Genomic DNA, 21329 nt, shown 5'->3' on the forward strand with positions numbered 1-21329 from the left:
GTCCGCGATTACGATCCCACGTTGGCTGGATTGCATTTCGCACCTCCGTTGGAATAGGAGTTACGTCTCACAAATTTCGACGTGGAGCGATGAAGTGACACCCAACCCCGACGCAATTAGTTCACCGACCAGCAGCCGCGCGTTGCGCGATTGGGTCAACGAAGTCGCCCAGCTCACCCGGCCCTATGCGATTGTGTGGTGCGACGGTTCCGAAGCGGAGAAAAATCGCCTGACCAAACAGGCCGTCGCGGTGGGAATACTGATCGAGCTCAATCAGGCCAAACGGCCCGGCTGCTATCTGCATCGCTCGAATCCCAACGACGTTGCGCGCACCGAACAACTGACCTTCGTCTGCACTCCGAAGGAAATAGACGCCGGGCCTACCAATAATTGGTCGGAGCCCGCAGCGACATACGCCAAGTTGCGCGGATGGCTCCAAGGGTCGATGCGCGGGCGCACGATGTACGTGGTGCCGTACCTGCTGGGCCCGATCGGGTCGCCGTTCTCGAAGGTCGGCGTCGAGCTCACCGACAGCATCTACGTCGTGCTGAACATGCGAATCATGACGCGGATGGGCGCGGTGGCGCTCGCTCAGCTTGGCGAGTCGGACAATTTCAATCGCGGAATTCATTGCCTGCTCGACTTGAATCCCGAGCGCCGCCTGATTTGCCACTTCCCCCAGGACAACACCATCATCTCGGTCGGCAGCGGGTACGGCGGCAACGCACTCCTCAGCAAGAAATGTTTCGCGCTTCGGATCGCAAGTTGGCTCGGCCGTGACGAAGGATGGTTGGCCGAGCACATGCTGATCCTCGGCCTGCAAAGTCCCGACGGCGAGACCACTTATGTCGCCGCCGCGTTTCCCAGCCTATGCGGCAAGACCAATCTCGCGATGCTGACGCCGCCGGCCGAGTTCAAGGGCTGGAAGGTGTCCACGATTGGCGACGATATCGCGTGGCTGCGGGTCGGTCCGGACGGCGGCCTGTGGGCGGTTAATCCCGAGAACGGCTACTTCGCCGTCGCGCCCGGAAACAGCGAAAAATCGAACCTGAACGCGATGAGGATGCTACAGCATGATTCGATTTTCACCAACGTCGCGATGACTCCCGACGGCGGCGTGTGGTGGGAAGGGATGGACGTGCCGGCGCCCGACGGTCTGCTCGACTGGCAGGGACGCCCGTGGAAAAAAGGCTCGCCGGACAAGGCCGCGCATCCCAACAGCCGCTTCACGACTCCGATGCGCAACAATCCCGTCTGGTCGCCGCTGGCGGACGATCCGCGCGGTGTGCCGATCTCCGCGATCATTTTCGGCGGACGGCGCGCCACGACGGTGCCGCTCGTGCTCGAATCGATGGACTGGACGCACGGCGTCTTCATGGGCGCCACGATGGGTTCCGAAACGACGGCTGCGGCTACAGGAGCGGTCGGCGTGTTGCGGCGCGATCCGATGGCGATGCTGCCGTTCTGCGGCTACAACATGGGCGATTATTTCGCTCACTGGCTCAAGATGCGCAGCGCGATCAAGAAGCCGCCGCGCGTATTCATGGTCAACTGGTTTCGCAAGGACGCCGCCGGCAACTTTATCTGGCCCGGCTACGGCGAAAACCTGCGCGTGGTCAAATGGATGCTCGATCGAATCCACGGACGCGCCGGTGGCCGCAATACGCCGGTTGGAATCGTTCCCAATGAGGCAGACCTCGATCTCAAGGGCCTCGATCTGCCCGAGAGTGCTGTGCGAGACGCGCTTGCCATAAATCCCGCGGAATGGAAAACGGAACTCGAATCCGCCGGCGAATTCTTCGAAAAGATCGGGCCGACGATGCCGGAGGAATTGAAGGAACGCCGTCAAGCGATCCTCAAATCACTCAACAGCCACGCATCCGTGCAGCAGGCCGCCGCCGACCGCTGATATATTTGCCGCGATACGGCAGGTCGGCGAACTGCTCGGACATTCGAGCGCGTATATGACTTCGCGCTACGGGCATCTCGACCGACGATCCGCGCCTCAAAGAAAAGTAGCCGCCGCTGTTTGCAGCCACCATCGCGCCGACGCGAAACCGCACCCGTACAGGGATTTGAATCTGATCGCGGGCACACGCTGCCGCCATGTCTGATCGGTGTCTTGACGCGGGCCTGTCCGCCATTTGTCGGTCGCACGACAGTCTGCTAACTCACTGTGTTTGGTAATCTGAATCTCACTTTTATGGAGACCGAAAGCGCCAGAGCACTCTTGAGAATCCCCTTCGTCATTTTGTTCGTCGTGGCGATGGTTCTCGCTGTTTTGGGGGGATTCTGGCTGTGGCTTCTCTATGTAGGAGCGATTGAGGACTGGTTCCAACCGCACATCAGCACTTTCCTGTCTCTTTGGGTCGGGGGAGCGGTCGGGCTTTTCACTTCTCCCGGCGTCCTAATCTTCCCTGCCCTGTTCTACCTTATCGAAGGCCATCTGCCTTGGCATTATCTTCACGTCTATGTTGCTTCAATCGCGTGCGTTCTGTTGGGAGTGTTCTCGAAAGCTCTTTCCGACTGGATAGCCGAGCAGGAGTCGCGTTCGAGCCACGGCGAACTGCCTACGCGATGGCTCAGATTCTACATCATCTTGCTCTGGGTGAAAGTCGCTGTAGCGGGGACAGCGGCCCTACTTGCGCTAGCTGTCATGAGGCATCGCGCAATGCCGTGGCTCATGGTCTCGGCTTTTGAAGGCGCCGCCATCGCGCCGATTTCCGCTTTCGTGGCGCACGGTCTGTGGCGAAGAAAACTAGTCGCTTGGCGCTGGAACTGGGTAGCGCTGGCGTTCGACTGTATACCGCACGTCCCTGCTTCACAGGCTGGCATCCCGCGCGGCTTCAACGCAGCGCTCGTTTTCACGGCAGTGGCCCTTTGGTCTTTTTTTTGGTTCCTTCCCAACTACGTGTATTTCAAAAGGCGTAAGGTCTTGTTCGGTGGCGCGACCGACGACCCGCACCTCAATTCAGAATAGACCGGCGGACAGTTCTGCTGAAAGGCGGCCCAACGAGAGAGGTGTCAATGCCAAGCTGGAAGCAGCAAGCGAGTCGGCTGTTTTGGAAGTGCGTTCCTGAGAAGATACGTATCCGCCACAGCCTGCGGAAGCTGAACCGTCAGTACGATGGCGAAATCGAGCAAGCAAGACGGCGGGGCGACTGGAACAAAGAGCAAGAACTGGCATCGGAGTTTTTCCTTTACTCCGACGGCTATTATGGCCGGTTGTATGAAATGGATACCAACTATTGGCGACGGAAAGCCCGCCGTTACCATGTCCCGATTCCCGAACGTGGCAGCGAGGAAGACAGTAACTGGAAATGCATCGAAGACCGCGAAGACGGCCACAAGTATTGGTATCTCACTGAGACCGGAATATTTGCGGTGCGCAGTTTGATCCGTGAAGAACAAAAGTACAGAAGAGACAGTATGTTAGCAGTTATAGCCGCATTCACTGGAGCCGGTGGAGTACTAATCGGGATTTTATCTGCCCTGCACAGCAAATGAGTCCCAAGGCGCCCCTTCTACCGTCGCGCATGTTTCCCTGACATATCGACCACGACACGAAACCGCACGGGCGCAAGGCTTCACCGGCTCTGCGCGAGCCAGAGAAGCCCCGTGTCTGATCACCACGATTAACCCGACCATCGGGCACGCGAGCGGCGCCGTAAGCCCTCAGACTCCGGCACCGCAACTGTTTGTGCGATCGACGGCGCTAGTCGAGATGCTTGCGCAGGAAGGTCGGGATGTCGAGGTCCTCGTCTATTCGCCCGATACCGCAGGTTCGAACGGGTTCAAGCATCGAACGCCGCTACGCTCAATGTCTTTGAGGTTGCGCGTTACCAGAGTCAGGCCATGAGCCTCGGCCGTCGCGGCTAGGATCGAATCAACCACAGGCAAAGGCTCGCGTGCGTTTATACGACCCCAGATCTGCGCGACTCGCTCATCGACGGGCAGTACTCGTTCTCCGAACGAAGCCAAAATCTCTTCCAGCCAATGTTCCAGCGCGTTAGCTCGCTGCCTATTTCGCGGACGCAGCCGTTCGATTCCCTGTCTTATCTCCCCGACGACCAGAACGCTCAGGAAAAGTTCGTCGTCGCGGATATCGCGATACCAGGCGGCCACGTGGCGATCGCAACGCCGGCCTTTGCCAACTTCCGATATGATGTTCGTATCAATCAGGTACATTCAAAGTTGAATGATTCGCGCTGTGTCACGCGACCGTCGTATCTCTACGCCTTCCAGCGGCGCCGACGCGAGCAATGCCTTGAAGGTCTTGCCCCCGGCGCGCAAACGCCGATATTGGTCGGCCCTGACCAGGACGGCCACCGGTTTGCCGTGACGGGTTACCGTTTGCGGCCCTTCTCTCAGAGTACGCTCGACCATTTCGCTGAAGCGCGCCTTGGCTTCTTGAATCTGCCATCTCATGAGCATCAGTCTAGTCAGACTAGACCGTCGAGTCAAATTTCAGTGACCCCCCAGAGCCGTTAAACAAGGCCAAAAAGTACGCGCCGCGACTCGTAAGACCCCGCCACCGCAACTGTTTGTGCGATCGCCCGCGCTAGTCGAGATGCTTGCGCAGGAAGGTCGGGATGTCGAGCTTGTCATCGCCGTCGAGCAGCGAAGTCGGCTCCAGCTTCTCTCCATCCGCCAGGCCCGCATCCTCGCCGCGCCGCCTGAAAGTCGGAATGTCCAGCGAACTGTCGTCCACGACCATTCCCATCCTGCGCACCGGCTTGTTGCCCGGGAACATCCTCACCTGCCCTGCCTGGGCCGGCGCCGGCTTGACCTCCATGGGATCGACGGCCCGGGTCGAGGCCGCCGCGATCGGGGTGGTGACGGGAGCGCCCGACGGCGAATAGCGTGGCGAACCTCGGTCGAGATCGCCGAATCCCGTAGCGATAACCGTGACGCGAATCTCGTCCGTCATCGCGTCGTCGATCACGGCGCCGAAAATGATGTTCGCGTCCTCGTGCGCCTCTTCCTGGATCAAACTCGCCGCCTCGTTGACTTCGTAGAGCGCCATGTCCGAGCCGCCGGTCACGTTGATCAGCAGGCCGCGCGCGCCCTTGATCGAGACGTCTTCGAGCAGCGGGCTCGAGATCGCACGCTGCGCAGCCTCGACTGCGCGATTTTCGCCCGACGCCGTCGCCGCGCCCATCATCGCCATGCCCATCTCGGCCATGATCGATCGCACGTCGGCAAAATCCAGGTTGATCAAGCCATGGACGGTGACCAGTTCGGAAATTCCGCGCACCGCCTGCAGCAGCACGTCGTCGGCCTTCTGAAACGATTCCTTCAACGACGTATTTTTGCTCGCGACCGAGAGCAGGCGTTGATTGGGAATCGTGATGAGCGTATCGACCGCGTTCTTGAGCTCGCGCAGTCCGTCTTCCGCCTGCGCCATGCGGCGGCGTCCTTCGAACTGGAACGGCTTGGTCACGACGCCGACGGTCAGCGCGCCGAGCTCGCGCGCGACCCGCGCAATCACCGGTGCGGAGCCGGTTCCGGTGCCGCCGCCCATCCCGGCGGTCACGAACACCATCTCCGCTTCCGACAGGATTTCGCGGATCCGTTCTTCGTCTTCCAGCGCGGCCTTGCGTCCGATTTCAGGATTGCCGCCGGTGCCGCGTCCGCGCGTGATCTGGTCGCCGATCTGAACGCGCAGCGCCGCATGATTATTCTGCAGCGCCTGGATGTCGGTATTCACGGCTATGAAATCGACGTTGCGCAGCCCCACATTGATCATGTGGTTGATCGCATTGCCGCCGCATCCACCAGCGCCGATTACCTTGATCCTCGCGCCCGGGTCGGGATTACTCACCAACTCAATCATTACAGATCCTCCTCCACCACCTACCGGCAAAGTTTGTTGCCCGATTAATTTTTTGTTCCGGCGACTTCTCAAAAGAAGTCCCTCATCCAATCGCTAAGTCGCGAACGCAGCCGCCACAGCCGGCCCGTTCTTCCCACGCCGTTGCCAATTCCACCCGCCGCGCTCTGGTACAGCAGCAATCCCGCCGCCGCCGTGTACATCGGCTTCATCAGTTCTTCGGGCAGCCCTTTCAGGTTGATCGGAAGTCCGCGCCGCACCGGCACGCCGAAGACGCGCTCGGCCAGTTCCTGCGTGCCCTCCAGCAGCGACGTCCCTCCCACCAGCACCACGCCCGAGGCAAGCCCGTCCGAAACCCCCGAGCGCAGCAGCTCGCGCTGCACCATCGCGAAAATCTCTTCCATCCGCGGCTCGATTATTTCTCCGAGCAAGCGGCGCGCGATCACCCGCGGCTCGCGTCCGCCGACTCCCGGCACCTCCACCATCTCGTCGCGGCGCACGACCTGGTTGGTCGCCACGCCGAACGTAGTCTTGAGCCGCTCCGCTTCGGAAATCGGCGTGCGCAGTCCCGCCGCGATATCGCTGGTAAGATGGTTTCCGCCGATGGGCAGCACGGCGGTATGCATCACCGCGCCGCCATGAAACACGATGATGTCCGTGGTGCCGCCGCCAACATCGATCAGCGCGACTCCGAGCTCGCGTTCCTCCGGAAACAGCGCCGCGTCCGCCGACGCCAGCGGCTGGAAAACCATCTCCGACGGCGTCACGCCCGCGCGCTCGCAGCACTTGGTAAGATTCTGGCCGTAGCTCTGCGCCGCGGTCACGATATGAATGCGCGCCTCGAGGCGCACTCCCGCCATCCCATGCGGCTCGCGCACGCCCTCCTGCTCATCGACCGCAAACTGCTGCGGCAGGATATGCAGCACTTGCCGATCGAGCGGGATTGCGACCGCGCGCGCTGCGTCGATCACTCGATCCACATCGCGCGAACCGACTTCACCGCCCCGCACCGCGACGATCCCGTGGCTGTTGAGGCCCTTTATATGCGGCCCCGCAACCCCAACCACCGCCGAACCCACCCGCACGCCGGAACTTTTCTCCGCTTCCTGGACCGCCGATCGGATCGCATCGACCGTCGCCTCGATATTGACCACCACGCCCTTGCGCAACCCGGTGCATGGCGCGATTCCGAAGCCAAGCGTCGCTAATTGGCCGTCGGGCAGCGACTCGCCGACGATTGCGCACACTTTGCTGGTGCCGACGTCCAATCCGGTGAGCAGATTTCTCATCGCGTCACGGACTCCCCGTTCGGCTGGAGCGAAACCTTTCGAATCCCGCCCTTGTGTTTCGAATGGTTACCCTCGCCTGCATGCAGGCGCACGACCACCAGCCCCGGCGTAGTCAAATCGAGTGCGGCGATCAGGTTCTCGCGCCCCTGCCATTGCTGTCGCACCTCGATCGCGCGCTGAATTTCCGTCGTCGCGCGATCGAGGTCGATCACCACCTCGGTACGCTCGCGTTCCAGAAAGAGCGACGCGGTCGCGTCATCATTAACTCGCATTTCCGAGACAATTTCGGACAACTGCGCTTCCGAGCGCACCAGCACCGCCGCATAATCGACCATCTGCGGTCCGCGCGCGTTGTCGAGCACCGCGCCGCTCAGCACCGGCAGATCGCCCTGCTTGCCGGGCGAGACCGGCCCGCGAAGTTCGCCGCCGCTGAATAGCTCGTAGAAGCCGTCGCGCCGCTCGACGATCGCGATCGCGCCTTCACGCATGTCCCCCGCCGACAGCGCCGTGACGCCCGGCCCGAGGCTGGCGCGATGGTAAATTCCAGCGCGCCCGGCCCATTCGGTCAGCACGGCAGAGTAGCTCGCGGCAGCCGTGCGCGCGGGCGCGAGCGAGTCCATTATTTGATTCCGATATGAGCTGAGAGTCGCGCAAGCTCTGAGCGTGATTGCGCGGCCGGTCGTGCTGAATCCCGTCATCACGCCCAGCGCAAAAAAGGCGCACACGACCAGCCCGCCCAACCGCGGGCTCCATCCTGCCACCGCCCTATTTCCGCCTCTGCGAACCGCCACCCCGCCACCTCAATCCCGCGTCACCAATCGCCGACCAGCCTAACCTCCGGTTCGAGCCAGACGCCGCTCTGCTCCTTGACCTTGTTGCGCGCCATGTCGATCAGCGCGCGCACTTCCGCGGCCTGAGCGCCGCCAAGATTCACGATAAAATTTGCATGCTGATCCGAAAAAGCCGCGCCGCCCAGCCGCGTCCCCTTCAGACCCGCGCCTTCCAACAGCTTGCCCGCGAAATTTCCCGGCGGGTTCTTGAAGATCGAACCCGCATTGGGCACGCCACGCGGCTGGCGCGACGCACGCCTGGCCTTCATCTCCGCGACTCGCGCCATCAACTGCGCGCGATCGCCGCGAGCTAGCTCGAAATCGACTCGCGTGATTACGAAGTGCGCCGGCAACTCGGTGCGCCGGTACGAAAACTTGACTTCGTCCCTGCTCAGCGCAATCGCCTCGCCAGCCCCGGTGACGCCGTGCACCAGAGTGACCACCTTGGCGATTTCGCCGCCGAACGCGCCCGCATTCATCACCAATCCGCCCCCGACCGTGCCGGGAATACCCTCGCCGAATTCGAGCCCCTCAAGACCCCGATCGACCACCGCCTGGACCAGGGTACCGAACGCGGCGCCAGCGCCCGCAACGACTTTCGTGTCGTCAATTTTTATTTTCCCGAAGCCATCGCCGAGCCTCACTACCAGCCCGCGCATCCCGCGATCGCTCACCAGCAGATTGGTCCCTGCGCCGAGGCAGAAGCATGGCACGCCGGCGCGATACGCCGCCGCCTTCGCATGCATCAGCTCGGTTTCGTCCTCGACGGCAACGAACAAGTCAGCGGGTCCTCCGATCCGAAATGAGGTCAGCTCCGCCAGCGGCATCGCGGCGCGGATTCGCGCGCCAAATCTCTCGCGCAGCTCGCGTTCAAGCGCCTTCATGGATTTTGACCTCGGCGTTGAGCGCATCCAGTATTTCGCCGCCCATCTTGTAGATATCGCCCGCGCCTAAAGTCGCGATCACGTCACCCGCGCGCGAGCCTGACGCGATGCGCGCCGCGGGATCTTCCTCGGCGCCGAGGTAATGCACTTCGAGATGCCCCCGTGCGCACAGCGCCTCGTACAGACGCCGCGCGCAGACGTCGGCAATCGGCTCCTCGCCGGCCGGATACACATCAAGCAAGTAGAGCACGTCGGCATCGTCGAATGCCGACAGGAAATCGTCGAACAAATCGCGCAGCCGCGTGTACCGATGCGGCTGAAAGACTGCTACCACCCGGCGCTTGAACGATGCCCGCACCGCGGCCAGCGTCGCGCGCACCTCCGCCGGGTGATGCGCATAGTCGTCGAGCACGATTCGTCCCGCCGCTTCGCCCTTGATCTCGAATCGCCGGCTGATTCCGCCGAACTTGGCCAGCGCCGCCGCCGCGCGCTCGAAGCTGATTCCAATTTCCATCGCGACTGCGATCGCCGCGAGCGAGTTCATCGCAACATGCACGCCCGGCGTCGGTATAGTCACTCGGCCAAGATGCTCGCCGTTGCGGATCACCTCGAAGCGAGTCGAAAGGCCGTCTATCACGATTTTCTCGGCGCGCAGATCCGCGTCCTGCGCGACGCCGTAGGTCACCATCGGCTTGCGAATCGACGCCATCAGGCCGCGCACGTTCACACTGTCGATTCCGAGTACGGCAACGCCGTAGAACGGCACCCGGTTGATAAAGTCCGCAAACGCCTGCCGCACTCGATCCATCGTGCCGTAATGATCGAGATGCTCCGGATCGATATTCGTCACCACTGCGATCGTCGGGATCAGCAGCAGAAACGACGCGTCGCTCTCGTCGGCCTCGGCAACCATGAAATCGCCGCGTCCCAGCCGGACGTTGGTGCCCGTATTGCGAATATTTCCGCCCACCGCGACCGTGGGATCGAGATTTGCCTCTTCCATGATCAGCGCGATCAGACCGGTCGTGGTCGTCTTGCCATGAGTGCCCGCGACCGCCACGCCGAGCTTGGCCATCCGCAGCAGCTCGCCAAGCATCTCGGCGCGCGCGATTACCGGAATTTTCATCTCGCGCGCTCGCGCGACTTCAGGATTGGAAAATTTTATCGCCGACGAGATTACCACCGCGTCGATACCAGCCTCATCCTTCACGTGCGCCGGATGATGCCCCTGGCTGATTTCGGCACCCAGCGACGCCAGCCGCGCGATCGTCGCCGAAGGTTTCACATCGCATCCGCTGACCCGCATCCCGAGCTTCAGGCACAGCTCGGCGATTCCGCTCATGCCCGCGCCGCCGATTCCGATGAAATGCAGCCGCCGCTGACGCGTCAAAAGACCATTTGCGTGCAGTTCACTCACGCTGCTGCTTTCTCCGCAACTTCAAAACATATTCTGGCTACGTGGCGAGCGGCGTCCGGATGCGCCGCCTGATGCGCCCGCAGACCCATCTCGTCCAGCCGCGCCGGATTCCGGATCAGCGCGTCAAGTTCGCGCGCGAGATTGGACGCAAGCTGCTCGTCGTCGCGGACTATTATCGCTCCGCCGCGCTTTTCAATCACGCACGCGTTGTGCAGTTGTTGCAAATCCTTATGGAACGGATAAGGCACAAAAATGGCCGCGCGCGCGCCAAGAGCAATGTCCGTGACCGTCATCGCGCCTGAGCGCGCGATAACCAGATCGGCGCGATGCAGCGCGTCGGCGACGTCGTCGATAAACGGCGCCACCTCTGCCGCGACGCCCATTTCGCGGTATGCACTCCTCACCAACTCCTCATCCGCCTCCCCAGTCTGGTGAACAATGCTCAAATTTATAACACTTTTTCCGCAGATTTTGAAAGCCCCTACAACGCCAATATTCAGGCGATGCGCTCCCGATGAACCGCCTAAAACAAGGATTTGTAATTGCCCACCCTCCCGGCGCGATCGGTCAGGATGGTATTGAAACCGGGTCGGATTGCCCGTGACCGCGACTTTGGAAGAACTGAAATAAGCCGCACTGTCACTGAAGCCGACGCAGATTTTGTCCGCGAATCTCGACAACATCCGATTCGCCAGACCCGGCCGCGTGTTCTGTTCCATCAACACCAACGGTGTCCGCGTCATGATCGCCGCCGCACCCATCGACGCCGACGCATATCCACCCGCGCTCACCACAATGCTCGGACGAAAGCGCCTGACCAGCGACACCCCGAGCCCAATCGCGCGAATGAATTCCGCCGACGCGCGCGCCCTCTCGATCACGCTATGCCCGCGAATTCCATGCATCTCGAATAATTCGTAACTATGCCCGCTTCTCGGCAGCCACTTCGCCTCAAGACCCGCGCTCGTGCCGACAAACAGCACCTCGATACCGGGACGCTCGCGAATCAGTTCCTCGCCCAGCGCAACGGCCGGAAAAAGATGTCCTCCCGTGCCGCCGCCTGCGATTATCACCTTCATCGCACCGCCGGCCGGCGCCCGAGCGCGAGTAGCGCGCCCAACGCCGCCATCGCGATGATGATCGAAGTGCCGCCGTAACTCAGGAACGGCAGCGGCAGCCCCTTGGTCGGGATCAGTCCGATCACCACCGACATGTTGATCAGCGCCTGAATCGAGAGCAGCGCGGTCAGTCCCACCGCGAGCAAGCTCGCGAACGGATCGGGCTCGTCATGCGCGATTCGCATCCCCCGAAACAGAATCAGCAGGAACAGCGCGACCACAACGGCCGCCCCGACAAGGCCGAACTCCTCGCCAACCACCGCGAAAACAAAATCGGTGTGCGCCTCCGGCAGATAGAACATCTTCTGACGGCCCGCGCCGAGACCTACGCCCCACTTACCGCCTTCGCCGAGCGCGATGAAAGATTGCACCAATTGGAAGCCGGCGCCGCGCGCGACCGACCACGGATCGAGGAACGTCGTCAGCCGCTTCATGCGGTACGATTTCGCTACCGCCTGGAACACCAACAGGCCCAGGGCCCCGCTGCCCGCGGCCGCAAGATGCTGCCAGCGCGCGCCCGCCGCCCACAGCATCGCGAACAGGATCAGCGCGATCATCACGGTACTGCCGAAGTCCGGCTGCTTCAGAATCATCAGCGTGATTGGCCCGACGATCAGAAAGACCGCCAGCGGTCCATGCGTGAACTTGCGGATCCGCTCCTGGCGCTTGCTCAGGAACCCGGCGAGGAAAAACACCAGCGCGAATTTCACCAGTTCCGACGGTTCCGCAACCACCGGTCCCAGCTTGAGCCATCGCCGCGCGCCGCCCTTCATCAGCCCGAGCCCTGGAACGTAGAGCAGCACCAGCATCACGACCGACACGATGAACAACGGCATCACGATTCGACGCAGACCCGCCAGCGAGAATTGCGACAGCAGGATCAAAATGACGAAGCCGGCCACGATGTGCGCCAGGTGAAGCTTGAAGAAATGGAACGCGTCGCCTTTTTTCTCGATGCCGAGAAAGTAGGTCGTGTTCAGCACCATCAGCAGCCCGAGCAACAACAGCACCGCCGCCGGCAGCCACAGCCACGGGTCGGGACGCCGATAGGTTACCCCGTCAAAGCGCCCGAACCAGCTCTTTATATACGTTGCCGCGTTCCGCATAGTCCTTGAACTGATCGAAGCTCGAGCACGCCGGCGACAGCAGCACCGTGTCGCCCGGCCGCGCCTCGCGCGCCGCATGTTCGACCGCCTCGCTTAGAGTCGCCACCAATTCGATCTGCGTGGCACCTTCGAGCGCCGCCGCCATCTTGTCCCGCGCCGCTCCGTTCAAAATCGCAAGCTTGACCTTGTCGCCGAGCGGCCGCCTCAGCGGCGCGTAATCTCCGCCCTTGTCGAGACCGCCTGCGATCAGAATTATCGGCGCCGCAATCGCGTCGATCGCCTCGACCACTGCGCCGACGTTGGTTCCCTTCGAGTCGTCGATATAAGTCACGCCGCCATGCGCATGTACGACTTCGATTCGATGCGGCAGCCCGCAAAATGACGCGAGCGCGCGTTCGATTTCTTCCATCTCGACACCAAGCGCGAGCGCCGCTGCCGACGCCGCCATCGCGTTGGATATGTTGTGCCGCCCACGCAGACGAAATCCTTCAAGGCTGATTCGCCCGCGACGCGCGCCATCGAAACCTAAATCGAAGACGATCGCGTTTGACCGATCGTCGAACCAAATCGACGCCCCGCCGCCGCCGCGCGCGTGCCCGAAGCCGATCACGCGCGAGCGCACGCCGTTGGCAAGCTTCCAAACATTGGGATCGTCGCGATTCAGAATCGCGTAGTCCGAAGCCTGCTGGTTTTCGAACAGCCGGGCTTTCGCGCGCCCGTAGTCCGCAAGATCGCGATAGCGATCGAAGTGATCGTCGCTCAGATTCAGATGCACGCCGGCGTGCGGCCGGAATTTCTCGATCCATTCGAGCTGAAAACTCGACACCTCGACGACCGCAACTTCCCACTTGCCATCGACCGCGTCGATTAACGGCGTGCCCAGGTTGCCGCCGACGAACGTGCGCCGTCCCGATGCCTTCAAAATCTCGCCGAGCAGCACCACGACCGTGCTCTTGCCGTTGGTGCCGGTGACCGCGGTGATTGGCGCCTCGAGGAAGCGGCCGGCGAGTTCGATTTCTCCGATTACCGGAATTCTCCGCTCGGTCGCAGCCCGCAGCAGAATCGAATCGCGCGGTACTCCCGGACTCGTGACGACCAGGTCGACGCCGTCCATCCAGCCTGCATCTTCGGCTCCCAGCTTCAGCGCACCTGCGGGTAGTTTGCTGCGCTCGACGTCGACACGTCGATCCGTCATCACGAGTTTCGCGCCGCGCGAGGCAAGGAACCGCGCCGCGGCGACTCCGCTGACTCCCAGTCCCACCACCATCACGCGCTTGTCCGACAGTTCCATCAACGCAGCTTCAGCGTGCTCAGTGCGACCAGCGCGCACACGATCGATACAATCCAGAATCTGATCACGACCACGGTTTCGGGGATGCCTTCGAGTTCAAAATGGTGGTGCAGTGGCGCCATCAGGAAAAACCGCTTGTGCGTCGCCTTGAAATAGTAGCGCTGAATGATCGTTGACACCGCCTCTGCCACGAACACGCCGCCGGCTATTATCAGCGCGAGTTCCTGCTTGGCCAGCACCGCCACCGTTCCGAGCGCCCCGCCCAGCGCCAGCGCGCCCACGTCGCCCATCATCATCGAAGCCGGGTACGCGTTGAACCACAGAAAGCCAAGCGACGCGGCGATCAGCGACGCACAGAAAATCGCAACCTCGCCGACGTTGGCGACATACGGTACCTGCAGGTAGCTCGCGAACTTGATGTTGCCGGCGACGTAGGTGAACGTCCAGTACGTGAACGCGACCGTCATCACGGGTCCAATCGCAAGACCGTCGAGTCCGTCGGTCAGGTTCACCGCATGCGAGCATCCCACGATCACGGCCATCGCGAACGGGATATAAAGCCACCAGTGCAGATCGGGATGAACGTTCTTCAGGAACGGCACCGTCAGATGCGTGTCGAAACCGAGATACAGGAACAGCCACGCCGCCGCGATGAACGCGCACGAAAATGACCAGGCCAGCTTCGCCGGGCCGCTCAGTCCAAGCCCTTTGCCGCGCGTGAGTTTGAAGTAGTCGTCGCTGAAACCGATCGCGCCGAAGGTCAGCGTCACGAAGATCGCGATCCAGACGTACGGATTCAGGATGTTGGCGAGCAGCAGCGTCGCCGCCAGCATCGACGCCACGATCAGCAGACCGCCCATCGTGGGCGTGCCGGCTTTCTTCTGATGCGCCTGCGGAACGACTTCGCGAATCGTCTGACCGATACGCAGCGTGCGGAACCGTTCGATCACAATCGGTCCCAGAGCCAACGACAGCGCCAGCGCCGTCAGCCCGGCCAGCACCGATCGCAGCGTCTCGTACCTGAGCGCGTTGAAGCCGGAATAATATTTGTGCAGGGGGTAGAGCAGCAGGTAGAGCATCGCGCGGCTCGCCGAGTATCAACTCTGCCCGCCGCCGAGTTCCGCCGCAATCTCGCGGACCACGACCCGATCGTCGAACGGGAGTACGCGCCCTGCCACCAGCTGATAGTCCTCGTGTCCCTTGCCCGCGATCAAGACCGCGTCGCCCGCGGTCGCGATTCTGAGCGCGATGGCGATCGCGGTGCGCCGATCCGGCTCCACGATATATCCGCCGCGCGTTGCAGCAATCGCAAACTCTTTCGGATTCCCGATTCGCGCACGTCCCGCCGCGATCAATCCCTTCTCGACGCCCGCAATTATCGCCATCGGGTCTTCGCTGCGCGGATTGTCGGAGGTCAGCACCGGGAGATCGGCGAGCCGTCCCGCAATCTCGCCCATGATCGGCCGCTTGCCGCGGTCGCGGTCTCCGCCGCATCCGAACACGCAAATGATCCTGCCCGCGCCGATGCGACGCAGCGCCGTCAGCACCGCCTCCAACGCGTCGGGCTTGTGCGCGTAATCGACCAGCACCGTGACTCCCGGTTTCGCCTGGATCGCTTCGAGTCTGCCGGGGGCCCCTGGGCATCGCCGCACCCCATCCGCCACCGCTTCCGATTCGACACCCAGGGCCGCCGACAGAGCCGACGCGCCCAGGATATTGAGCAAATTGATTTCGCCGATCAGCGGCGAATCGATCTCGATCTTTTTGCCGAGTACCGACAGCGTCGCGCGAAGTCCGCTCAAGTCCGCGTCGAATTTCTCGGGATGGACGTCGAGCGAGCGGTCCAGCCCGAAACTTATTTTCGAGCCCTTGACCGATTCGAGCACGCGCCGGCCCAACGGATCGTCGCCGCGCACCACCGCGACCGTGTCTGCCCGCCGGCTGCGCGGCAGTATCTCGGTGAACAGGCGCAGCTTCGCCGCGAAGTAGTCCTCGATCGTCGCGTGATAGTCGAGATGGTCGCGGCCCAGGTTGGTGAACATGCACGCGCGAAAGCTCAGCGCATCGACCCGCCCTTCCGCGATTCCAATCGACGACACTTCCGCCACCGCGTGACGCACGCCCGCGCGCTCCATTGCCGCCAGCGCAGACTCGAAGTCGATCGACTCGGGCGTGGTAAGTCCGCTGTAGATTTTCGTCCCGGCGATGAAGATGCCGATCGTGCCGATGATCCCCATGGGCATGCCGGCCGCCTCGAAAATCGACGCCAGGATGTAGCTGGTCGTGGTCTTGCCGCTGGTTCCGGTGATGCCGATCAAATCGACGCGCTCGCTCGGCGCACCGAAGAAACGCGACGCGGCCGCGCCCATCAGCAGGCGCGGCCGCTCGCTCTCGACCAGGGGTACCGCGGGGCGCGCCATTCCACCGTCCCATCCCGCAACCACCACAGCGCGCGCCCCACGGCTTAATGCATCGTCAATGTTGGCCCGGTTCCGCTTTGGATCGCGGGCCGTCGAGAAGTAGAGATGACCGGGCCTCGTCTGACGCGAGTCGTAGCTGAGGCCCGTAATTTCCACGTTCAGGTCACCGTCGATTCGACCGACGTCGAGTCCTTCGAGCAATTCACCAAGTTTCACTTTTCACTTTCGCCCGGCCAGCCCGCCGCCGCCGCTGAAATACGACGCGGGTACGACGCCAGATTGCGTTGCCGTTGCCGCGCCGGCTCCACTGTCCGCGACAATCGGCGCAAGCGTCAGTTTGACCGTCAAATGATTGAGCGGAGCGCCGGCGCCCGGCTCCTGCGCGACCACGTAGCCGCCGCCATGCACATCGACGTTGACGCGCGAGACGCGCGCCAACTCCATCGCGCGCCTGAGACTCAATCCCGCGAAATTGGGGGTCGCCCGCGTCAGTGTCGAACCCGTCAACACGGGCAGATAGTCGTCCACCTCGGCGGACGCCGCGGCAGCGCTCTTCGCGTCCGAATTTCCGCCCGCCGAATCTTTGCCGAAATCGGGCATCGGGATCACGCCGGCAGTATCGTAGGGCTGATTCGGCGCGATGATATTCAAATCACGAACCGCGCCCTGCGCGATTTCGCTGAACACCGGCGCCGCGATCAATCCGCCAAAATGCTCGTGGCCTACATCGTACAACACGACCAGGATCAACAGCCGCGGATCGTCCGCCGGCAAAAATCCCACGAACGACGAAACGTGGCGATTCTGATAGTAGGTGCCGTCTTCCGGATTCACCATCTGCGCCGTGCCGGTCTTGCCCGCCACGATAAACCCGTCAACGCGCGCCTTCGCGGCGGTGCCGCCGTCGGACATCACGACGTTGCGCAGCAGCAGGTTCATCTCATGCGCGATATCCGGCGCAATCGCGCGACGCATCACTTGCGGCGTATGCGTGAGGATCGCCCGCCCTTCCGGTTCGTAAGCAGCCCTCACCACGTACGGGCGGATGATATTTCCGCCGTTCGCGATCGCCGCGTACGCCACCGCCAGCTGGATCGGCGTGACCGCCACGCCCTGCCCAAAACCGTGATTGGCAAGGTCTATTTCCTTCCATCCCGACGGTTTGCTCAGCAAGCCCGCCGCTTCGCCGGGCAAATCGATTCCGGTGCGCGATCCGATTCCAAATGCGCGAAGTCCTTCATGGTAGCGCTCCGAGCCGAGCGTCAACGCGATCTTCGCCGCGCCGATATTCGACGACACTTCGATTATCCCGCCGAGATCGAGCCATCCGTGACGGCTGTGATCGTGGATCGTGTGCCGACCGATCGTGAAGTGTCCGTCCTCGCAGTAGAATTGGCGATCGAGCGTGATCGCGTGATCGGCCAGCGCGATCGAGCCGAGAATTCCCTTCATCGTCGAGCCCGGCTCGAACGCATCCTCCACCGCCGGGTTGTGCAGACGGTCGTGGACGTCGGCCCCGCCGGCGCTGACGTTGGCCATCGCCATCACTTCGCCGGTAAATGGATCGAGCACGATTGCGCTGCCGCGCTTCGCGCCGCTCTGAACTACTTCCGCCGCCAACTCGGTTTCGGCCAGCGATTGGATCGACGAGTCGATCGTCAGCTCGAGCTGCGCACCCGGCGCCGGCGCCTTGAGCGCCAGCGGGCTGTCGAAAATCGGATGCCCCAGCGCGTCACGATAGAAGCTCAGCTCGACCGCTTCGCCTCGCGCCAGCTTGTCGTATTGCAACTCCAACCCGGAGAGCCCCTGGCCATCCATCCCCGCCAACCCCACCACCGACGCCGCCAGGTTGCTCTCCGGGTAAAACCGCTTGTATTCGCTGATCGTGCCGATACCGTCGATTCCGAGCGCTTCCGCGGCCTGCGCTTTGTCCGGTGAAATTCGACGCTCGAGCCACACGAACGGCGCGTCCTTGCTCAGCTTCGATTCCAGGGAAATCGGCGGCATCGTCAGAATTGCCGCGAGCTTCGACCGCTCGGCCGGCGTGCTCGACTCGAGCACCCGGCGCGGCCGCGCGTAAACCGACTGCGTCTCGACCGATAGCGCCAGCGGCTCGCCGTTGCGATCGACGATCGATCCGCGCACCGCTGCGAGTTCGGTCCCGCCGCTATACTCGTGGCGGGCGAGCGAGTTCAATCGCGGCCCATATATCGCCACCAGCAGCACCAGCCGGATTACCGCGAAACCGAACAACGCCGCCAGTGCGAGCGTGAGTGCTCCGATTCGAGCGCGCCGCTGCTTGAACGATGCCTTCATGGGAGCATCACCACCTGCCCGCGGCCGGGCGGCGCAAGATGATATTGCGGCGCGAGCGCGCGCAGGCGATCCTGCGAGCTGAGCTGCGCGGCCGTCAGGCGCAGCCCGCGATTTTCGTTCTGCAGCTTGGTGATTTCATCGTGCAACTCGGGAATCCGATAGCCTTCCCGCGTCACTTCCAGCCGTATCATCAGCGTCGCGAATCCGACGACCGCGATCAGCGCGCCCAGCACCGCCGGCGCCGCCTTCGACGGCCGCCGCGCCGGTTTTACCCGCTCGCTCATCGTGCGCTCCGTTCGATGCATCGGACCCTTGCGCTGCGCGCGCGCGAATTGCGCGAAGTTTCCGACGACGACGGCTTGATCACCTTGCGCGCAATCGCCGTGTAGTCGCCGGCGCGCGCCAGCTCCCGAAAGCGCTCCTTGACCGGACGGTCTTCGAGCGAATGATAAGAGATAACCAGCATCCGGCCGCCGGGATTGAGCATCGCGGGGCCATCGCGCAGGAGGGCCGCGAGACTTTCCATCTCGTGATTCACCGCGATTCGAAGAGCCTGGAAGGTGCGCGTGGCAGGATGCGCTCCGCCGCGTCGATGCGCTCCCAGCGCGCGCTCGACGATCGCGCGCAATTCGCCCGTCGTCTCGATCGGATTGCGCCGGCGCGCATCCACGATCATCCTCGCTATCCGCCGCGACGCCCGCTCCTCGCCGTACGTATAGATGATGCGCGCGAGCTCCTCGGCGCTTTCTTCATTGACGATGTCTTGCGCGCGGATTGCCTGGCGGCTGTCCATCCGCATGTCGAGCGGACCGTCGAGCCGAAATGAAAAGCCACGCTGCGGATCGTCGAGCGCGTAGCTGCTCATGCCGAGATCGGCGAGCATCGCGTCGGCGCCGTCGAAGCCGTGTTGCTTCATCACGGCCGCAACTTCGCCGAAGTCCGCCCGCTCCAGCACGACGCGATCGCCGAATTCCGCCAGCCGCTCGCGCGCGACGGCCAATGCCGCCCCGTCGCGATCCAGCCCGAGCATCCGCGCCCTGGTCGCGCGCAGCATCGCCGCCGCATGCCCTCCGGTCCCGACCGTCACGTCGACGAACGCGAGCGGACCGTGTGCGGACAGCAGCCCGCACACCTCCTCCACCATCACCGGCACATGCCTCCGGTCCGCCGCGTCGTCTTCGTGTATCGCCGCCAGACTCATCGCTCGTCACAGACCCAGCTTCGCAAAAAATTCCGGATCCATTATCTTCTCCTCGGTGGCCTTCAAAACCTTCTCGAGGATCTGCTTGTCCCAAAGTTGAAAATGATCCTGCCGCGCCGAAAACGTCACCTCGCGATCGAGCGCCGCATATTCGCGAAGCTTGGGCGGAATCAGAATCCGTCCCTGCCGATCCACGGGCGCCTCATGCGCTCCGCCGATGATCAGCGTCTCGAACACCTGCACCCGCGGATCGAATCTCGGCTTCGTTCGCAGAAGCGCGTTGAGCGTCTCCCACTGACTCGGTGGATACAGCGCCAGGCAACGCTCTCCGTCGAACGGGAAATTGGTGATATAAAGACGATCGTGATTCTCGCGCTGGAGAACTTCGCGAAATCGGGCCGGGATACTCACCCTCCCTTTCTCATCGATCGAATGGTCGAAGCGGCCGTTGAACACCGTGTCTCCTCCCCAGCGTCCCACAACATCCCACTCTGCCCCACTTCAGTCAAGCGATCCGCGAGTCCTGCGATGCGATAAAGTGACTATTAGCTCAAATAGTTAGTAAGCGAAGAAAAAGCGAAACTGAGGCTCGCTCTGGCTATTCGACGCGAAACCTACGCACCAAAAAGGGCGCAGCGCCGACCGCCATCGAGCGCTTTCGCTGTGTTCAGCTTGACAGCACCGCCATTCATTGGCGAAACTCGCGCCGACTGGCTGGTCGATCCACCAAATTGGGAATTAAGACCCTTAAGCTCATCGGGGCGGAGAGAGGATAGATGAAGACGGGAAGTTCTTGGCTGCGAAGCGCCGGAATCGTCGCAGCAGGCATAATAGTGGCGGTGCTGGTCATCAGCCCTGCCGCTCATTCAAGGCAGAAAAAGAAACAGGTCGCGACACCGACCGATACCATGACGCCGACCGCCACGCCGACCCCTGAAGTTCACGTGTGGAATTTCGACCAGGACAAAGCGGGCGCCGTGGCCTCGGGATGGAAAGCGCTTGAAGGCGATTGGCAGGTGATTGCCGACCCGAGCGCGCCGAGCAAGCCCAATACATTCGGCTTGCCCCCGGGCCGCCTGCTCAAGTCGCTGACCAACGCGCTCGAGTATTACCCAATGGCGATTCAAACCGATCCGACTGAGTATTCCGACTTTACTCTCGAAGCTCAGTTCAAATCTGCGGGCGGACGTTTCGATTGCTCCGGCGGTCTCATCTTCCGCTACGTCGACGACAAAAACTTCTACCTGCTGTCTGCGGGATGCCCCAGCGATTACTTCGCTCTGTCGCGGATGACCAACGGGGAGCTTGTCTCCCTCAAGCAGAGCGTCGTGCCCACCGACAAAGACACCTGGTACCGGCTCAAGGTCACGGTCCAGGGTGGACACTTCATGTGTTACGACGATGACAAGATGATCTTCGATTCTGACGACAGCAAAATAGCCAAAGGCAAAATCGGACTCTGGGCGCGCGACGATTCGCAGGCGCAATTCGACGACATGAAGATAACGATTCTTGGCTCAGGCGATAGCGGAGCGAGCGCCGCGCCCGCCGCATCACCGTCGCCGTAGTTGATTCGTTCTGAGGTCCGCCGCGGTAACAGTGTTGCCGGGCGCCCGCGCGACGG

At 62.3% G+C, this 21329-nt stretch carries 20 protein-coding genes; 4 read left to right on the forward strand and 16 right to left on the reverse strand.

The features are described from left to right. The first annotated feature begins 94 nt into the window (after positions 1-94). From ABR989_RS00565 to ABR989_RS00575, 3 genes are all read left to right on the forward strand, one after another. Positions 95-1909 (forward strand): phosphoenolpyruvate carboxykinase (GTP), encoded by a 1815-nt coding sequence (locus ABR989_RS00565; protein ID WP_428125047.1) that lies wholly within the window; start codon positions 95-97, stop codon positions 1907-1909. Positions 1910-2203: 294 nt separating this feature from the next. Next, a complete protein-coding gene (locus tag ABR989_RS00570) occupies positions 2204-2980 on the forward strand; it encodes a hypothetical protein (RefSeq protein WP_428125049.1) in 777 nt (258 codons plus the stop codon). A 47-nt stretch (positions 2981-3027) separates the two neighbouring features. After that, positions 3028-3507, forward strand: coding sequence for a hypothetical protein (locus ABR989_RS00575; RefSeq protein ID WP_428125050.1), 480 nt, complete (start codon positions 3028-3030; stop codon positions 3505-3507). Between the two features lie 255 nt (positions 3508-3762). Here ABR989_RS00575 and ABR989_RS00580 read toward each other — a convergent pair whose 3' ends face one another. From ABR989_RS00580 to mraZ, 16 genes are all read right to left on the reverse strand, one after another. Continuing rightward, positions 3763-4188 carry a type II toxin-antitoxin system VapC family toxin gene (locus ABR989_RS00580; protein ID WP_428125051.1) on the reverse strand — a complete coding sequence of 142 codons (426 nt, stop codon included), beginning with the start codon at positions 4186-4188 and terminating at the stop codon, positions 3763-3765. Further along, on the reverse strand, positions 4189-4428 hold the full coding sequence (locus ABR989_RS00585; protein WP_428125052.1) for a type II toxin-antitoxin system Phd/YefM family antitoxin: 240 nt from the start codon (positions 4426-4428) through the stop codon (positions 4189-4191). Positions 4429-4561: 133 nt separating this feature from the next. Continuing rightward, entirely contained in the window at positions 4562-5836 is a 1275-nt protein-coding gene (gene ftsZ / locus ABR989_RS00590) for a cell division protein FtsZ (protein ID WP_428125053.1), read from the reverse strand. Between the two features lie 68 nt (positions 5837-5904). Next, entirely contained in the window at positions 5905-7122 is a 1218-nt protein-coding gene (gene ftsA / locus ABR989_RS00595) for a cell division protein FtsA (protein ID WP_428125055.1), read from the reverse strand. Then, positions 7119-7913, reverse strand: coding sequence for a cell division protein FtsQ/DivIB (locus tag ABR989_RS00600; protein WP_428125056.1), 795 nt, complete (start codon positions 7911-7913; stop codon positions 7119-7121). The genes ftsA and ABR989_RS00600 overlap by 4 nt, the downstream gene beginning before the upstream one ends. Before the next feature lie 20 nt (positions 7914-7933). Next, positions 7934-8836, reverse strand: coding sequence for a UDP-N-acetylmuramate dehydrogenase (gene murB / locus ABR989_RS00605; RefSeq protein WP_428125057.1), 903 nt, complete (start codon positions 8834-8836; stop codon positions 7934-7936). Then, on the reverse strand, positions 8823-10244 hold the full coding sequence (gene murC / locus ABR989_RS00610; RefSeq protein WP_428125285.1) for a UDP-N-acetylmuramate--L-alanine ligase: 1422 nt from the start codon (positions 10242-10244) through the stop codon (positions 8823-8825). Before murC ends, murB begins: the two co-directional genes overlap by 14 nt. 5 nt (positions 10245-10249) lie before the next feature. Continuing rightward, positions 10250-11332, reverse strand: coding sequence for an undecaprenyldiphospho-muramoylpentapeptide beta-N-acetylglucosaminyltransferase (murG, locus tag ABR989_RS00615; protein ID WP_428125059.1), 1083 nt, complete (start codon positions 11330-11332; stop codon positions 10250-10252). Further along, on the reverse strand, positions 11329-12477 hold the full coding sequence (gene ftsW / locus ABR989_RS00620; protein ID WP_428125060.1) for a putative lipid II flippase FtsW: 1149 nt from the start codon (positions 12475-12477) through the stop codon (positions 11329-11331). Before ftsW ends, murG begins: the two co-directional genes overlap by 4 nt. Next, positions 12431-13807, reverse strand: a complete 1377-nt coding sequence (gene murD, locus ABR989_RS00625; RefSeq protein WP_428125061.1) for a UDP-N-acetylmuramoyl-L-alanine--D-glutamate ligase — start codon at positions 13805-13807, stop codon at positions 12431-12433. Before murD ends, ftsW begins: the two co-directional genes overlap by 47 nt. Further along, entirely contained in the window at positions 13768-14847 is a 1080-nt protein-coding gene (gene mraY / locus ABR989_RS00630) for a phospho-N-acetylmuramoyl-pentapeptide-transferase (protein WP_428125063.1), read from the reverse strand. Before mraY ends, murD begins: the two co-directional genes overlap by 40 nt. An 18-nt stretch (positions 14848-14865) precedes the next feature. Further along, a complete protein-coding gene (locus ABR989_RS00635) occupies positions 14866-16404 on the reverse strand; it encodes a UDP-N-acetylmuramoyl-L-alanyl-D-glutamate--2,6-diaminopimelate ligase (RefSeq protein ID WP_428125064.1) in 1539 nt (512 codons plus the stop codon). Positions 16405-16407: 3 nt separating this feature from the next. Then, a complete protein-coding gene (locus ABR989_RS00640) occupies positions 16408-18504 on the reverse strand; it encodes a penicillin-binding transpeptidase domain-containing protein (protein ID WP_428125065.1) in 2097 nt (698 codons plus the stop codon). Next, on the reverse strand, positions 18501-18788 hold the full coding sequence (locus ABR989_RS00645; RefSeq protein ID WP_428125066.1) for a hypothetical protein: 288 nt from the start codon (positions 18786-18788) through the stop codon (positions 18501-18503). Before ABR989_RS00645 ends, ABR989_RS00640 begins: the two co-directional genes overlap by 4 nt. Continuing rightward, positions 18785-19705: a 16S rRNA (cytosine(1402)-N(4))-methyltransferase RsmH gene (gene rsmH, locus ABR989_RS00650; RefSeq protein WP_428125067.1), complete on the reverse strand. Its 921-nt coding sequence runs from the start codon at positions 19703-19705 to the stop codon at positions 18785-18787. Before rsmH ends, ABR989_RS00645 begins: the two co-directional genes overlap by 4 nt. Before the next feature lie 6 nt (positions 19706-19711). Continuing rightward, positions 19712-20185: a division/cell wall cluster transcriptional repressor MraZ gene (gene mraZ / locus ABR989_RS00655; RefSeq protein WP_428125069.1), complete on the reverse strand. Its 474-nt coding sequence runs from the start codon at positions 20183-20185 to the stop codon at positions 19712-19714. A 296-nt stretch (positions 20186-20481) separates the two neighbouring features. On the opposite strand from mraZ, the gene ABR989_RS00660 reads away from it, so the two are divergent. Further along, complete coding sequence (locus ABR989_RS00660) at positions 20482-21273, forward strand: 3-keto-alpha-glucoside-1,2-lyase-like domain-containing protein (protein WP_428125070.1); 792 nt, start codon at positions 20482-20484, stop codon at positions 21271-21273. Positions 21274-21329 lie beyond the last annotated feature (56 nt).

The organism is Binatus soli (SeqCode) (assembly GCF_050015535.1).
GTDB classification, from domain to species: domain Bacteria; phylum Desulfobacterota; class Binatia; order Binatales; family Binataceae; genus Binatus; species Binatus soli.

Coding starts and splice junctions, on each gene's coding strand:
- ABR989_RS00660 (WP_428125070.1), top strand. CDS start 20,482: ATGAAGACGGGAAGTTCTTGGCTGCGAAGCGCCGGAATCGTCGCAGCA.
- ABR989_RS00585 (WP_428125052.1), bottom strand. CDS start 4,428: ATGAGATGGCAGATTCAAGAAGCCAAGGCGCGCTTCAGCGAAATGGTC.
- murG (WP_428125059.1), bottom strand. CDS start 11,332: ATGAAGGTGATAATCGCAGGCGGCGGCACGGGAGGACATCTTTTTCCG.
- ABR989_RS00580 (WP_428125051.1), bottom strand. CDS start 4,188: ATGTACCTGATTGATACGAACATCATATCGGAAGTTGGCAAAGGCCGG.
- murB (WP_428125057.1), bottom strand. CDS start 8,836: ATGAAGGCGCTTGAACGCGAGCTGCGCGAGAGATTTGGCGCGCGAATC.
- ABR989_RS00645 (WP_428125066.1), bottom strand. CDS start 18,788: ATGAGCGAGCGGGTAAAACCGGCGCGGCGGCCGTCGAAGGCGGCGCCG.
- mraY (WP_428125063.1), bottom strand. CDS start 14,847: ATGCTCTACCTGCTGCTCTACCCCCTGCACAAATATTATTCCGGCTTC.
- ftsA (WP_428125055.1), bottom strand. CDS start 7,122: ATGAGAAATCTGCTCACCGGATTGGACGTCGGCACCAGCAAAGTGTGC.
- rsmH (WP_428125067.1), bottom strand. CDS start 19,705: ATGAGTCTGGCGGCGATACACGAAGACGACGCGGCGGACCGGAGGCAT.
- ABR989_RS00640 (WP_428125065.1), bottom strand. CDS start 18,504: ATGAAGGCATCGTTCAAGCAGCGGCGCGCTCGAATCGGAGCACTCACG.
- ftsW (WP_428125060.1), bottom strand. CDS start 12,477: ATGCGGAACGCGGCAACGTATATAAAGAGCTGGTTCGGGCGCTTTGAC.
- ABR989_RS00570 (WP_428125049.1), top strand. CDS start 2,204: ATGGAGACCGAAAGCGCCAGAGCACTCTTGAGAATCCCCTTCGTCATT.
- ABR989_RS00575 (WP_428125050.1), top strand. CDS start 3,028: ATGCCAAGCTGGAAGCAGCAAGCGAGTCGGCTGTTTTGGAAGTGCGTT.
- ftsZ (WP_428125053.1), bottom strand. CDS start 5,836: ATGATTGAGTTGGTGAGTAATCCCGACCCGGGCGCGAGGATCAAGGTA.